This is a genomic window from Lactococcus protaetiae (genome assembly GCF_006965445.1).
GTDB lineage: Bacteria > Bacillota > Bacilli > Lactobacillales > Streptococcaceae > Lactococcus > Lactococcus protaetiae.
The window spans coordinates 1,534,188-1,549,642 of the sequence record NZ_CP041356.1 but is presented as its reverse complement, the minus strand read 5'-3'; the positions used below and the strand labels follow the sequence as shown (position 1 = coordinate 1,549,642).

Genomic DNA, 15,455 nt, shown 5'->3' with positions numbered 1-15,455 from the left:
TAGCGCATTTCATCAGCTTTTCGATATTTTAGAATTTCCATTTTTTACCTCGTCCAAATATTCAGCACGTGTCAATGCCCAATAATCCGCCAGCACAGATTTCTCTTCTTTTCGCACATAAACCCAAATCTGTCCAATTTTATGCATGCCGAGTTTTTCCATCACGCGTCCAGACTTTTGATTCAGAGCATAATGGTCAGCAATAATCACGTTTAATTTCAGCGTATTAAAGGCAAAATCGCGCAAAACACTCGCTGCTTCAGGCATCAAGCCCTGCCCCCAATAATTTCTATTTAAAGCCCAACCAAAAGTGCCAGAATCTCCATTTACCCTAAGGTCAAGTGTCCCAATGAGCTTATTTGAAGCCTTTTCCACAAGCCCCAAGTTTCTAGCCGATTAGGAATAAAGTAATTCACAATTCCCTCTTTTGTCACGTCCAAGTTTTCATGTGGCGGATAAGTGACATACCGCGCTACCTCTGGGTCACTTGTAAACTCAAACATATCCTCAGCATCCGCCAAAGTAATTTTTCGCAAAATGAGTCGATTGGTCTCAAAAATCTCATGCTCTGCTAAAATAATCTTACTATCATTCATTATTTGTTCCTTCTTTCATCGCCTTTATCAACTGCTCCAATCGCTCAACAGGAACAGGATTTCCGTCATAAGTCCATCGTTCTTTTACAAAATTTGTTGAGCCGATTTTTTCGCCAGCATAGCGAGGGAGGAGCTGCGCGTGAAAATGATTGGCTTTCCCGTCACACATACTGCAAAGATACACGCGCTCTGCCTTTAGCTCGGTTTTCAACACATTCATTAATTTTTTGGCAATGGTAAAAACGTGCGCACAAAGTTCATCGGGCAAAGCTGCCATATCATCATAATGCGCCTTAACAAGGATAATCGTATGCCCTTTCGCACGAGGTCTTTCTTCCAAAAAGCAGTAAAGCCACTCGTCCTCGAAAATCAGACGCTTTGTAAAATCGGAATATACCCCACCATGTTCAAATTTATAGCAAGTCGGGCAAATCCCTTGCTCCTGTAATTCTTGCACGATTCCCATGTTTTTACCTCATTTTCTTGGATTTTACTCTTCATAATTCTTTATCAAAGCAAGTGCGTGCTATCTCCGCCTTGCGGCTACGCGATAAACATTTGTCCGTTTTTTATCTAGCCGCTAAAGCGTCTGATAAAAAGGCTGTCGATGCTCGCTAAGGCGCTACGTGCTTCGCACGCCGTTCTACGAACGGTCTACGCAACTTCGTTTGCTTAACTGCTAAAGCAGCAGGAGCAAAAGGCAAAGCGCCTAGTCGCAATCCCCCTTATCTCTTCGGTAGGGAATAAAGCAGCACTATGCTTCGAATTTAGTCTTGACTTCATTTTTTACCCCACCTGCTCAGCTTGCAACTCCCTCAATTTCGCAAGGGCGTTGCCATTTGCAATCACTTCGCGCGCGAGTTGCACACCGTCTTTCACGCTTTCGACTTTGCCATTTGCAAAGAAGCCTAAGCCTGCGTTTAAGACGGTTGTTTCCAAGAATGGTGAGGCTTCATTTTCTAGCACTTTGACTAGAATTTCTGCATTTTCAGGAGCTTCGCCGCCACGGATTTCATTGAGCTGGATTTCTTTCATGCCGAGGTCTCTCGCTGTAAACTCGTGTAGGCTGACTTCGCCATTTTCAAGTAGTGCGTAGCGATTGACACCAAAAAGTGCTGCCTCGTCCATGCCACCCTCGCCTGTAATCACCACTGCGCGCCTGCGCCCTAAGCCTTTTAGGACATTTGCCGTCAACTCTAGCAAATCAGGACGTGAAGTGCCGAGGAGCTGCGTATCAAGGGAAATCGGATTAATCAGAGGGCCTGTCAGGTTCATAATCGTTGGAATTTCAAGCTGTCTGCGCACTGGTGTAAAATATTTCATCGCAGGGTGCAGATTTTGTGCGAAAAGAAAGACTAAGCCGACTTTGTCAAAGACTTGCGCCAGTTTTTCTTCTGGCAAATAAAGATTGATTCCAAGTGCTTCAAGTACATCTGCTGAGCCAGATTTGCTGGTAATCGAACGATTGCCGTGCTTTGCCATGTGGACACCACCAGCGGCTAAAACAAAAGCCGAAGTTGTCGAGATGTTGAAACTAAACGAGCGGTCGCCCCCTGTTCCGCAATTATCCATCGCATCCGTGATTTGAGTCGGGATTTTGAGACTGGCTTTTTGAAGGGCGCGCGCCAAACCTGTCAGCTCACTCGCTGCTTCGCCTTTCATTTTCAGTGCGACAAGAAAGCTTGCAATTTGCACCTCGCTGAGTTCGCCTTGAATAATGCTGTTTGCCAGCATATTCATTTCGTTTTCGGTCATGTTGTGACCTGCGATTACTTTTTCGAGTTCGTTTTTCATAATAAGATGTGAGTCCGACTGATCAGAGACGTAGAAAATTTCCACTTGACTTGCAATTTTATTTGCCGCAGCATAGCGACAAAATCGCGAAGATTCTGGCATTAGCGCAAGTTTCAATTTATACATTTTCCTAATCTCTAGGGGAGCGAACTCAATTCCTTTCTCTATTTCCTATTTAATTTTTACCTTTGAGTGTTTGTCAAGGTTATTCTATCTCTGTCAAAAAATCTCTGTCTAGTCCATGTGCCTGTCCATTGTGACAAACGGCTTCAATCCGATAGCCATCAGGGTCAATGATAAAAGCAGCATAATAATTTTCGTGATAGTCTTTACGATATCCAGGAGCTCCATTATCTATTCCTCCATTTTCGATTGCTCCCTTATAAAATTCGTCAACTGCTTCATTACTTTTTGCTTCAAAAGCATAGTGAAAAGGATATGGTTACCCTTCAAAAAAGCAAAAATCGCCAAAAGGATCATGCGAAATACCATCTGTATAGCCAGTTCCTCCAGCTCCTGTGCGATGAATCTTGTAACCAAGCGGTTTAAGCGCTGCGTCATAAAACTGTTTTGAACGTGCGCAATCTTTAACTGCAATACCGAAGTGATTAATCATAATTTATATCTCCTTTTTTTAAAATTTTGTTTTGTCAGAGCTGATGATTGCATCTGTCAGATTTGACAGCTCTGTCAAATTGAGTTTTTCATTTTTCTTCTTTTAATCTCAGATACTCATCAACCTCAGCCTCCGAGTGAAAAATCCCAGGCATATCGGGGATAATCATGTAGCCCTTATACATTGCCATTCCCTCGCCATAAGCCGCATCGTCATTGAGTTGTTCTTGCGGCGGCAGGCTTGTCGTGTACGGGTCAGAGTCGTAAGCAATCATTTCTAATTCTTGTAATCTTGTTCTCATTTTCACAGCTCCTTGCGAAACACAAAACTCGTTTTCGTCAGTCCATTATTCTCATAAAATCGGTGCGCGTCCACACGCTGTAGGCCTGAGGTCAAGACCAACATTTCACAGCCTAGGCGTTTTCCCTCTTCTGTCAGTGCTGACAGAAGCATTTTGCCGTATCCCTGGCTTCTGACGACCTCGTCCGTGACCAGCTCATACACGAAAATGTGTCGCCCCTCGTAGAGATTGAGCTGTTCGGCGAAACCTGCGTAGGCGACGATTTTGTCAGCCTTGTCAGAATCCATCAGCACGAAAGCGCGGTAGCCTTGCATTTGTGCGGTTACTGACAGAAAATCTGTCAGTGGTAAAGCCTGCCGTAACTGATGAACAAGCGGATATGCCTGCTCAAATTCTGCCTGCGCCAGCTCTTTTATGATAAGTTGCTCAGAAATTGCTTTGATTATTTTCATAAAATCATCCCACTACTTTCACAAAATTCTCAATCATCGTCATGCCGTCAAGTGTGCCAATGCTTTCAGGGTGAAATTGCAGGCCGTAGATGCCCAATTTTTCGTTTTCAATCGCCATGATTTCGCCGTCATCTATGGCAAGTGCGGTAATCGCGAAATCAGGCAGCGCAACGTTTTCGTCCATCACAATCGAATGATAACGCATCACTGAAAATTTGCTAGGGAGCTTGCCAAAAAGCAAGTTTCCTGAGGTTTGACGGACTTGTGAGTTTTTGCCGTGCATGACCGTGTGCGCCAAGCGCAAGTTTCCGCCAAAGCTTTCGACAATGGCTTGAAAACCAAGGCAAATGCCCAAAATCGGCTTTTTGCCCGCAAACTCCGCAATCATCTGCTCCATCTTCCCCGCATCAGCTGGCCAACCTGGACCTGGCGAGAAAATCAAGCCGTCAGCCCTTTCTGCGACCTCGTAAAGCCGTGCGTCATCGTTCCTCAGCACCTGCACATCAGTCAAACTGCCGACATACTGGGCGAGATTGTAGGTGAAACTATCGTAGTTGTCAATTATTAAAATCATTTTTAAAGCTCCATTTCTTTATAATCTCTCATAATACACACAAGTCTTGACCTCACGGCTAAGCACGCCATCCACAGCTTCTCGTTCAAAAATTTCATTCACTTCTTTAAAATAAGTAGCGTAATTTTCATCGTCAGGCAAAGGACTGTGTGAGTGACTGCTCATAAAAGTCAGCCATTTTTCTCTAGTGTAGGTCTGTGGATTGGGAAATTCGATATCGTGTTGTTTTTTGAAGAAACTCAATGCCGAGCTTGCGCTATGTCCTTCTGTTCGCTTGATTTTTGAATTTTCATCATAATAGCTAAAGCTATTGTAAATCGAGAAAACATAGCCATTCGGCTTCAAAATGCGCGCGCATTCGGCACGAAAAGTGACAGGGTCAAACCAATGAAGTGCCTGAGCAACGCAAATAGCATCCATGCTCTGACTAGGCAGCCCTGTATCATCTGCCAGTCCTGTCAAAATTGACACATTTGAAAAATCTTTGACAGTCAGCAAAAGCTGTTCTCGCATATCTGCATTGGGTTCAACAGCATAAGTGTCAAATCCTTTTTGAGCCAAACACTCGGTTAGTTTGCCTGTTCCTGCACCAATATCTGCCACTTTTGCAGATTTGGGAAGTTTTTCTGCAATAAAATCTAGCAACTCCTCTGGATAACCTGGTCTGGCAAGACGATAGCTTTCGGCTTTTCCTGAAAAATTTTCGGATAGATTTTGATTATTCATTTATCAAAAATTTCCTTTCTCAAAATCGTTCACTATTCCCAATCTCCAACAATCCCCGTACTTTATTCAATGTTTCTTGATATTCCAGCTCTGTCATCTTCTATTTTCAACCACTTTAACTGCTTTTGTTGCAATAAAAATCTTAATATACTTATCCAACATTCTCGAACCGCCAAAATCGTCTTCATAAAATCCCGTGATGGCAAATCCTGCGTCAATCTGCCCTTGAATTTGACTCTCCAAAGTGTGAGCATACTCAATAGTTTGATTGCTATCAAGATAAGCTTGGATTTCTGTCTCAGGCAAATAATCTAAAGTCGATGAAGGAATAGAATGCCGCACATCCAAAATGCCTTGCTGCTCCAAAGCATCATCAAAAATCCAGAGCAAAGGATTGGTAAAACCTGCAATCAAAGTTCCATTAGACTTTAAGACGCGTGCGATTTCGTTCCAAACCGGCTGAATATCTTTCACAAATAAATTAGAAACTGGATTAACCACTATGTCAAAACTCTCATCTTCAAAATCGCTCAAATCTATCATGTCTCCTTGAACAATTTTCAAATCCAGCTTTTCACGATTAGCAACCCTTTCATCTTGTTCAAGTTGTTTTTTAGAAATGTCCGTCACGGTCACATCCGCTCCGGCTGCTGCAAGCACTGGAGCTTGTTGCCCTCCGCCCGAGGCGAGACACAATATTTTAACCCCAGCCAAATCCTTCGGAAGCCATGACTTAGGTACTGCTTTCTCCGTCGTCACCGTGATTTCCCAATTTCCTTTTTTCGCTTGTTCGATGATTTCATGGTTGACGGCTTTTGTCCACTGAGATCCCTCTTCCACTTTCTGATCCCAAGCGTTATTATTTTGCTGCGTTGTATTCATCTTATTCCCCAATCTCCAACAATCCCCGTGCTTTATTCAATGTTTCTTGATATTCCAGCTCTGGCACGGAGTCGTAAACGATGCCTGCGCCTGCTTGTACATGAGCTTTTTTATTTTTCAAAATCATCGTCCGAATGGCAATCGCGAAATCGCAGTTGCCGTTTTTCGTCAAATAGCCAATCGCACCGCCGTAAATCCCACGCTTGTCTTGCTCAAACTCGTAAATGCGCTGATAAGCTCGGTGTTTTGGCGCACCTGACAGAGTGCCAGCAGGCAAAGTCGCAAGCAGGGCGTCCATTGCGCTAAATTCTGGGCGTAATTGACCTTTCACCTCGCTCGTGATGTGCATGACGTAGCGATATTTTTCGACTTTCATAAAGACTGGAACACTGATTGAGCCGTACTCTGACAGCTTTCCGATGTCGTTTCGCCCAAGGTCAACCAGCATTTTATGCTCGGCAATTTCTTTTTGGTCATTTTCTAATTCTTCAATGAGCTGTTGATCCTCAAACTCATCTGCGCCACGTTTTCTCGTTCCTGCGATTGGATTGGTTGAGACTTGATTACCATGCACAGCGACCAGCCGCTCAGGCGATGAGCCAATCACGTGGAAATCGTCAAATTCAAGAAAATACATATAAGATGACGGATTTTCCACGCGCAACTGACGATAATAATCAAAAGGATTTTCCGTGAAATCTGCGCTCAATCGTTGTGACAAAACGATTTGGAACATATCGCCATTCTTGATTAAAGCTTTAGCAGCCTCAACTTTTTCCTTGAACGCCTTTTTTGTCGTGTTACTTGTGAAATTCATTTTTGACAGCTTCGGAATTCGTTTTTCTGCTTCTGTCAGCACTGACAGCGCCTCGATTTTTTCTGTCAGCGCCGCTTGCAGCGCTTCTTCTCCCCTATGACTGTAAATGTTGTCTTCAACCAGTATCAATTTTTCACGCTTGTGGTCAAAGACAATCGCATTTTCATAAAGCATAAAATACAAGTCTGGCGTACCAATCTCATCAATCAACTCTGGCTGAATCTTCTCAAAAATGCCGTAAGTGTCAAATCCTGCGTAGCCAATCGCACCACTCGTAAAAGGCAAATTGTCTTCATCATTTTTATCAGCAAGACAAACTAATTTTTCAACAAACTTCAAAGGCTCATCAGTGCTGACAACTTCGTCATTTACCGTCAAAACTCCGTCAGTAAACTTCACCTGTTTGACAGGATTTAAAGCAATGATAGAAAAACGCGACTGATCATTTTCCCTCGGAATCGACTCCAAAATCACCTTATTTTTCCCCTTCAAACGAAGATAAACTGAAATAGGTGTCAATGTGTCTGCTGGGATTTCTTTTATTATTCTCATTATTTTCTCTCTTTTTATTTATTTATTAATTTATTAATTTTTATGCTCATTTATCAAAGCAAGTGCGTGCTAATATCCCTAAAGGGATAAAGCAGCACTAAGCTTCGAATTTCGTCCGACTAAATTCAGTGGTAAGTTGCCCTTTTATCAGTCGCTTCAGCGACTAGAGAAAAGGGACAAATGTTTTACGAAACTCCCACTGAATAAGTCTTGACTTCATTGAACTTTGCCATCGCTTTCTCATTTGTAAAATTTTCCTTTTTTCCATTTTGGAAAGTCAAAAAAAACCCGCAGAGTAAAAAATACTCTACGGGCGTATTCCACGCGGTGCCACCGTAATTTGAGAGTCTAAAAAATACCTAAAAAGACTCATCTTTTTCTCGTCTAACAACAAGTAGCTCGGTATCGGGAGCATCCGTGATTTTTATTGTTTCAAATCATTTTTGCGATAAAACATTATCGACTTTGAAATCAGTCCATTCACTCTCTTGAATTTATCTGCTCACACAACCGCAGACTTCCTGAAAAAATTCTTGTAAAGAGTTACTCTTCTGATGTTGTTCATATTGTAAAACTTTTCTATAGGCTTGTCAAGGATTTTATAATAAAATTCAGATAATAATCTAAATTCTATAAATGTTCTTCGTTTTTATCTTCCGTAAAAATAAACCTTTTCAATACAACCACACCAATGATGAGTAACAAAATACTACTAGATATTGCAATCAAGCCAATCAGTTGGTCATGATAAGTCAATAGCACTCGGATTAAAGAGGTAATCCCTAGGGATAATAAGAAAATAAGTGAAACATGACCTTTATTTCGAATTGATGTAATGATCAATGTTAAAAATTCAAAGAAGATGAAGAACGAGAGAATACTTTGTAAAACTTCATAATAATGTGTTGATGAATCAGCTTGAAATGCCATTGTTACCATACTGTAGATTTCTCTAAAAAGAAAAAATACAATAACAAGTCCCACAACCATCAATGACAAGAAACTGATTCTTGACAAAAATTTCACCATTTTCTCATCAATGTGGTCAAAAAATTTTTTCACAATATTCCCCTTTTAAAATATAATCCATCGTCTTATTTCTTCGTCTTTTTAACCAAGCAAGTGCGTGCTAAATCCCCCACCTCTTAGGTGGAGGGATAAGCAGCACTAAGCTTTGCTTTCGTTCTACTAACATCAGTAGGAGAGAAAGAATCTCCTACTGATGAAGTAATCACTTCAATCAAAAATCATAGAGCTCCGTTGACAAATAGCGCTCACCATTATCTGCACAAAGTGCTAAAACTCTTTTACCAACTCCAAGTTTTTTGGCCACCTTGTATGCTGCGCAAATTGCTGCACCTGAAGAAAAACCAATTAAAATTCCTTCATTTCGTCCAACTTCTCGAGCAGTCATAATTGCCTCATCAGTCGTTATATCTATTATATCATCATAAGCCTCGTTATCTAAATTTAAAGATGCGAAAGGAACTCCAATTCCTTGAATTCCATGCTGTCCACTTTTTCCACCAGATAAGACTGGAGATTCAGCAGGTTCAACCACAAAAGTTTTTATCTTTGAATTTATGGTCTTTAATCCATGTGAAACTCCTGATATTGTTCCCCCAGTACCTGCGCCTGCTACAAAAGCATCCAATCCTTGACTTCCAAAAGCCGCTAAAATTTCAGGAGCTGTCGTTTGTTCATGTGCAGTAATATTAGCTGAATTCTCAAATTGCATTGGCATAAACCACCCCTTCTCTTTGACCAGATGTTTTCCCAAATCAATTGCGGCCCTGATTCCCTCTGATGCAGGAGTCAAAATTAACTCTGCACCATAGGCTTGGATAAGTTTACGCCGCTCAATTGAATAATTATCAGGCATAATAATCACAACTTTATAACCTAAAGCTGCGCCGACAAGAGCAAGTCCTATCCCTGTATTTCCAGAAGTCGGCTCAACGATTGTCCCTCCTTCTCTCAGATGCCCGTCCATCTGTGCTTGACGAATCATGTTTAAGGCAATTCGATCTTTTACCGAACCTCCAGGATTAAAAAAATCTAACTTAACATAAACATCTGCACTCCCTTTTGGAGTATTTTTTAGTTTTACAATTGGCGTTTCACCGATGAGTTCAACAATATTTTCAACAATTTTATCCATTTCATGCTCCGATTAAATGAATGGCATGTTTTAAATCATCAATAAGATCATTTACGTCCTCAATACCTACAGAAACACGAATCAAACCATCTCTAATACCAGATAATTCACGAACTTCTTTGGGAATTGATGCATGAGTCATTATGGCTGGCACTTCAATCAAACTTTCCACTCCACCAAGTGACTCTGCAAGCGTAAAATAGTGTAAGCTTTCAACGAATGGTTTTACTTTTGACTCATCGACTAATTCAAAAGAAAGCATTCCACCAAAGGCATCCATTTGAGCTTGCGCAATCTCATAGCCTTTATGACTTGACAAGCCTGGATAATAAACATTGGCTACTGTTTCTGATTCCTCTAATAATTTTGCAATTTTTTCTGCATTCTTGCTATGAGCATCCATCCGAAGTGCAAGTGTCTTAATTCCACGCTGAATCAACCAACTGTCTTGTGGACCAAGCACTGCTCCGATTGAGTTTTGTAGAAAACCTATTTTTTCTGCCAAGTTTTCCGAATTTGTTGTTACTAATCCTGCTACCACATCAGAATGACCGCCAAGATATTTAGTAGCAGAATGCAACACAACATCTGCACCTAATTCTAATGGTCGTTGTAAATAAGGAGTTGCGAAAGTATTGTCAACTAAAGTGAGTGAATGATGAGCTTTAGCAATACGAGCAATTTCTTTAATATCAAGGACTTTCAGTAAAGGATTTGAAGGTGTTTCAAAGTAAACTGCTTTTGTTTCAGGCTTAAAAGCAGCCTCTAAACTTGCTGGCACACTCAAATCAACTAAATCATAGGTGATGCCACTGCGTACTAATACTTTGTCAAGTAAGCGGAAGGTTCCACCATATACATCATCAGCTAAAATAAGATGATCTCCAGCAGAAAACATTGAGAGTACAGCATGGATTCCTGCAAGTCCCGAACTAAATGCAAATCCTTTCACTCCACCTTCAAGCTCTGCAATCAAAGTTTCAAGAGCATGGCGCGTAGGATTCCCTGAACGTGAATATTCGTATTCTTTAGGCTGACCCAAAGCATTTTGCTTATAAGTTGAAGTTTGATAGATAGGAACAGATACTGCTCCTGTTGTACTATCTGTTGATATACCACCATGGATTACTTTTGTTTTTAAATTTGTCATTTTTCTCTAGACTTTCTAATTATTTTCTATATATAGATTACCATGAGCTTATATACGTCGTTATAAAATTTTTTTATGATGACTTTAACTATTTTTATAGAGAAAAACAAAAAAGCAGGCAATTGAAATTGTCTACTTTTTTAACCAAGCAAGTGCGTGCTAAATCCCCACCTCTTAGGTGGAGGGATAAGCAGCACTAAGCTTTGCTTTCGTTCTACTAGCATCAGTAGGAGAGAAAGAATCTCCTACTGATGAAGTAATCACTTCAAAATTTCTATTGCCACTCAACAGTTGCTGGTGGCTTACTCGTAATATCGTAAACGATACGATTGACGTGGTCAACTTCGTTGACAATACGAACTGAAATTTTTTGCAAAATATCCCATGGAAGACGGGCAAAGTCAGCGGTCATACCATCAATTGATGTAATTGCACGAATCGCAATTGTGTAATCATAAGTTCGTCCATCACCCATAACCCCAACAGAGCGAACATCTGTATTAACTGTGAAATATTGCCAAACATCACGTTCAAGACCTGCTTTTGAGATTTCATCGCGTAGGATAGCATCTGATTCGCGAACAGTTTCAAGCTTTTCTTCTGTTAAATCGCCAAGGACACGAATTGCTAAACCTGGTCCTGGGAAAGGTTGACGCCAAACGATTTCATCGGGCATTCCTAGTTGAGTTCCTAAAGCACGTACTTCATCTTTAAAGAGTGTATTCAAAGGTTCAATAAGCTGGAACTGCATATCTTCTGGCAAACCACCTACATTATGATGAGACTTGATGGTTTGAGCTGTATCTGTTCCGGATTCAATCACATCAGTGTAAAGCGTGCCTTGGGCAAGGAAGTCTACACCTTTTAATTTACTTGCTTCATCATCAAAAACGTAGACAAATTCGTTACCAATAATTTTACGTTTTTGCTCTGGGTCTGAAAGTCCTACAAGCTTTTCCATAAAACGTTTTTGAGCATCTACTTTGATGATATTGAGTCCAAATTTTCCGCCTAAAGTTTCCATGACTTGGTCAGCTTCACCTTTACGAAGAAACCCGTGGTCAACAAAGATTGATGTCAATTGGTCACCAATTGCACGTTGCAAAAGAACACCAACAACTGATGAATCCACTCCTCCTGAAAGACCGAGAAGAACCTTTTTATCACCAACTTTTGCACGAATATCTTTGATCTGCATATCAATGAAGTTTTCCATTGACCAATTGCCTTTAGCTCCACAGATATTTAGCGCAAAATTACGAAGGAGGTCTGTCCCATGAACTGAATGACGGACTTCTGGGTGAAATTGAATTCCGTACAAGTTTCGTTCCGTATTTTCAACAGCTGCAAATGGGCTATTGGGTGAAGTTCCTACAACGTGGAATCCTTCTGGAATTGCTGTGACGCGGTCACCATGACTCATCAAAACATCTTGGCAGTCTGGTGTACCAGCAAAAAGTGCTGATTCTTTTTGGAGAGAGAGGGGGGCAACACCATACTCACGTTCTGCAGCACCTTCAACCTTACCACCAAGTTTATAACTCATCAGTTGCATTCCATAGCAAATCCCTAAAATAGGCAAGCCAAGTTCAAAAATTTCTGGATCAATATCGAATGAACCTTCATCATATACGGAATTTGGACCACCTGAGAGAATAATACCAATAGGATTAATCTCGCGGATTTGAGCGGCTGTGACTTTGTGACTCATGAGTTCTGAGAAAACACCAATTTCGCGGATACGGCGCGCGATAAGTTGATTATACTGTGAACCGTAGTCAAGCACGATGATTTTTTCAAGTGTGTTGTCGGACAAGGGACCCTCCTCTGTAAGATACAAAAGCAACCATTTAAGGAACGTTAAACTCACATATCTTGTGACTATTTTTTGCCCTGGATGCTTTTGTTCATTTAAAATTTATTAGATTTATTCTAACATAAATTATTAACTTTTGCAGAGATGATTTTTAGATAATATGTAAAAAGCGCTGTCATCGTTTTCTGTTACTGACACCAATAAGCGAAATAGTAAATCTTTTTAAATAAATGCAGCATTGACCAATTTTCTAAAATGATCATCATCAAAATCTATGCCTCTGCCATCTTTTTCTAATTGTAGTTTTACGGTGGTCAGTGTTGATGATAATCTGGGATTAAAATCGTTTAGCTCTTGTAGAAGTTCGGTATTGCTAGAAGTTTCTTTTACTCCAACCAGTGGTGTAAATCTTAATGTAACCTCTTTTGTTTCTCCTTTTGTCACGACTGATGTGATTTCAAAGTCTTGGATTTTTGTCAGAGCATTGACCGCTTTGTCAGCATAATTTTTAATGATTTCTGTTGCTGGGATATGATTAAGACTGAGGGTTTGGACGACATCTTTACCTCCTAATATTTTTTCTTGTTCTTCTATAATGTCTTCTTTCAGCTCTGAGATAATCTCAGAAGGGGCATCATTTGTGACTGCTCCTATATTTCTTGTGTCATTATTAATGAGAAAATTCATTGCATGAGTTGTTGCTTGCCTTGCTGCAGTGTTATTTGAGGCTGACTCATTAGTGCAAGCTCCTAACATCAGTAAACTTCCCGCTATCAAAATAATAATTAACTTTTTATTCACATTTTTATCCAATCTTTTTCTAATTTTAATTTCATTTTATCAAAAAAACGCTAGGAGACCTAACGTTTTAATTTAGCAGGCACTGCTTTCGTTCTACTGCCCTAAGAGCTTAACGCTTAAGCTTCTGGGACAGGACCACTTCGCCTTGCGACTTTAACCGATTGCGATTTGAACTTGCCACTTCAGACTTAGTGAAGTCGGCAGCGTAGCGCAGCGAAGATAGAGCGAATGGATAACGAAGTGAAACGGAGGTGTGACCTCGTATCTTTGATGTTAAGCAGACTGTTGCAGCTTTAGCTACATACAGGTCTAGTTGTTACACCTAGAGGTTATGCCCTAGCATTAGTGGGAGAAAAGAATCCTCCGTCAATGAAGGAATCACTTCAAAAATTGACTACGGTTCAAGCTTACAATAATTTTGCAGCTAAAGCAAAGTTCCCGATAGTCGCTGAGCCGTTGTCAGCAACTGACGGAGTGACAAGATATTCTGTCAGTGCTGATGGAATTTTAACGTAACCTGCAAGTTGCTTTTCAAATTGTTCACGTACTCGCGAAATCATATGTTCTTGCGCCATCACTCCGCCGCCGAATACAATTTTTTCTGGCGCTAAAGCCAAAGTTGTATTAACGGCGATTTGTGCGATATAAAAAGCTTGAATCTCCCAAACTTCACTGTCAAGTGGAATATTTTCACCTCGAATCCCCGTTCTTGCTTCAAGAGAAGGACCTGCTGCAACTCCCTCAAGGCAATCCCCATGAAAAGGGCAAACTCCTGCAAAATCAAGGTCTTTCGGATGTTTTTTGACATATTGATGCCCCATTTCTGCATGTGAAACGCCACCAATAAACTTTCCGTCCTGAACGGCTCCGCCACCAATCCCTGTACCAATCGTGTAATAAACCAGAGAGTTCCCCCTGTCACGACCATTTCACCATATGCAGAGCTGTTTACATCTGTCGTAAATTCCATCGGAATCTGAAGCGCCAATTTAAGCTCGCCGAGAAGGTCAACATTTGCCCAGCCTGCTTTTGGTGTGGTTGTAATATAACCATAGGTTTGACTTTCAGGATTGATGTCAATGGGACCAAAAGAGCCAATTGATAGGGCGGACACAGGATTATCTTTGAAAAACTCAATAACGGATGTAATTGTTTCTTCCGGAGTAGTTGTTGGGATTTGTATTGATTTAATAATGTTAAATTGTTCATCACCGATAGCAAGGACGAATTTTGTTCCTCCTGCTTCTACTGAACCATAAAGTTTTGTCATAATTTTTCCTTAAAAATAGTATATTTCTGTGACTTTTTGAATTTTTTTTCGTATATAAAAGTGTATAAATAGAGTTATTTATCAAAAGTCTGAGCAAAATCCACTGTTGCTCCGATGAGATTTGCATCATTCTTAAATTGGCAAGCAGTAATCTCAGGCATAAACGGTGCAATCTTGATGGTATCCATAATCTTTTGGAGTTGTTTTTGTAGCTCTGGAATAAGCCATTCTGCTTGAGAGACTCCGCCACCAATAATGACACATTCAGGGTCAAAAGAATAACTCAGATTAAAGATACCTTTAGCAACGTTAAATGTAAAAATATCCATTTCTTCTTTAGCCATTTTGTTGCCCGCAAAAGCCAACTTGAAAATATCAATGGCATCAAGCTTTTCACCTGTACGTGTGTTATAACGTTCCGCCATGCGAACAGTCGTACCAAGCGTTGAAAATGAATTTTCTTCGTCCATGAGCATAAATCCAAATTCACCACCAAAAAGATGCTTCCCGTGATGAATTTTTCCATCAACGACAACAGAACCGCCTACCCTGTACCTAAAACAAGAAATAGCACATCTGAATGGCCCTTAGCTGCACCAAACTTAACTTCTGCAAGTGCGGCACAATTAGCATCGTTTTCAATAGAAACAGGCAATCCAAAACGTTTCTCAAATTCGCTATGAATATCAAAATTATGAATATAAGGTAAAGCACTAGCACCTTCAATTACACCAGATATTTTATTTACCGCACCTGGTGAACTAATCGCAACACCACAAACATCGCTATTTTCCTTAAATTGCTCTACTACCGCACTCAGATGTTGATAAAAAGTTTCAAGATTATCGGGCGTTGCAAATGCTCCTTGATTGCTCAACTGACCTTTATCAAAACGTGCATATTTAATACTTGTACCACCAATATCAATCGTTAGTAATGACATATTT

At 40.5% G+C, this 15,455-nt stretch carries 13 protein-coding genes and 4 pseudogenes; all 17 read right to left on the bottom strand.

Annotated elements, in window-relative coordinates:
- Window positions 1–12 precede the first annotated feature (12 nt).
- A pseudogene (locus FLP15_RS07485) lies at window positions 13–503 on the bottom strand (GNAT family N-acetyltransferase).
- Between the two features lie 85 nt (window positions 504–588).
- Complete coding sequence (locus tag FLP15_RS07480) at window positions 589–1,062, bottom strand: HIT family protein (RefSeq protein ID WP_142766597.1); 474 nt, start codon at window positions 1,060–1,062, stop codon at window positions 589–591.
- Window positions 1,063–1,382: 320 nt separating this feature from the next.
- On the bottom strand, window positions 1,383–2,390 hold the full coding sequence (gene trpD / locus FLP15_RS07475; RefSeq protein WP_142767463.1) for an anthranilate phosphoribosyltransferase: 1,008 nt from the start codon (window positions 2,388–2,390) through the stop codon (window positions 1,383–1,385).
- A 205-nt stretch (window positions 2,391–2,595) separates the two neighbouring features.
- Window positions 2,596–3,006: pseudogene (locus tag FLP15_RS07470) on the bottom strand (VOC family protein).
- A gap of 88 nt (window positions 3,007–3,094) precedes the next feature.
- Window positions 3,095–3,307, bottom strand: coding sequence for a hypothetical protein (locus FLP15_RS07465; RefSeq protein ID WP_142766596.1), 213 nt, complete (start codon window positions 3,305–3,307; stop codon window positions 3,095–3,097).
- Between the two features lie 2 nt (window positions 3,308–3,309).
- Window positions 3,310–3,759: a GNAT family N-acetyltransferase gene (locus FLP15_RS07460; RefSeq protein ID WP_142766595.1), complete on the bottom strand. Its 450-nt coding sequence runs from the start codon at window positions 3,757–3,759 to the stop codon at window positions 3,310–3,312.
- Between the two features lie 4 nt (window positions 3,760–3,763).
- Window positions 3,764–4,333 (bottom strand): aminodeoxychorismate/anthranilate synthase component II, encoded by a 570-nt coding sequence (locus tag FLP15_RS07455; protein WP_142766594.1) that lies wholly within the window; start codon window positions 4,331–4,333, stop codon window positions 3,764–3,766.
- Between the two features lie 18 nt (window positions 4,334–4,351).
- Entirely contained in the window at window positions 4,352–5,059 is a 708-nt protein-coding gene (locus FLP15_RS07450; RefSeq protein WP_142766593.1) for a class I SAM-dependent methyltransferase, read from the bottom strand.
- A gap of 93 nt (window positions 5,060–5,152) precedes the next feature.
- Entirely contained in the window at window positions 5,153–5,941 is a 789-nt protein-coding gene (locus tag FLP15_RS07445) for a class I SAM-dependent methyltransferase (RefSeq protein WP_142766592.1), read from the bottom strand.
- A 1-nt stretch (window position 5,942) separates the two neighbouring features.
- Complete coding sequence (gene trpE / locus FLP15_RS07440; RefSeq protein WP_142766591.1) at window positions 5,943–7,310, bottom strand: anthranilate synthase component I; 1,368 nt, start codon at window positions 7,308–7,310, stop codon at window positions 5,943–5,945.
- A gap of 630 nt (window positions 7,311–7,940) precedes the next feature.
- Window positions 7,941–8,372 carry a phosphate-starvation-inducible protein PsiE gene (gene psiE / locus FLP15_RS07435; protein ID WP_142766590.1) on the bottom strand — a complete coding sequence of 144 codons (432 nt, stop codon included), beginning with the start codon at window positions 8,370–8,372 and terminating at the stop codon, window positions 7,941–7,943.
- 178 nt (window positions 8,373–8,550) lie between these two features.
- Entirely contained in the window at window positions 8,551–9,471 is a 921-nt protein-coding gene (gene cysK, locus FLP15_RS07430) for a cysteine synthase A (RefSeq protein ID WP_142766589.1), read from the bottom strand.
- Window position 9,472: 1 nt separating this feature from the next.
- Complete coding sequence (locus FLP15_RS07425; RefSeq protein WP_142766588.1) at window positions 9,473–10,621, bottom strand: cystathionine gamma-synthase; 1,149 nt, start codon at window positions 10,619–10,621, stop codon at window positions 9,473–9,475.
- 274 nt (window positions 10,622–10,895) lie between these two features.
- Complete coding sequence (gene guaA / locus FLP15_RS07420; protein WP_142766587.1) at window positions 10,896–12,437, bottom strand: glutamine-hydrolyzing GMP synthase; 1,542 nt, start codon at window positions 12,435–12,437, stop codon at window positions 10,896–10,898.
- Between the two features lie 222 nt (window positions 12,438–12,659).
- Complete coding sequence (locus FLP15_RS07415; RefSeq protein ID WP_142766586.1) at window positions 12,660–13,238, bottom strand: hypothetical protein; 579 nt, start codon at window positions 13,236–13,238, stop codon at window positions 12,660–12,662.
- Window positions 13,239–13,645: 407 nt separating this feature from the next.
- Window positions 13,646–14,508: pseudogene (gene scrK / locus FLP15_RS07410) on the bottom strand (fructokinase ScrK).
- A 74-nt stretch (window positions 14,509–14,582) separates the two neighbouring features.
- A pseudogene (locus FLP15_RS07405) lies at window positions 14,583–15,451 on the bottom strand (ROK family protein).
- Window positions 15,452–15,455: the final 4 nt, after the last annotated feature.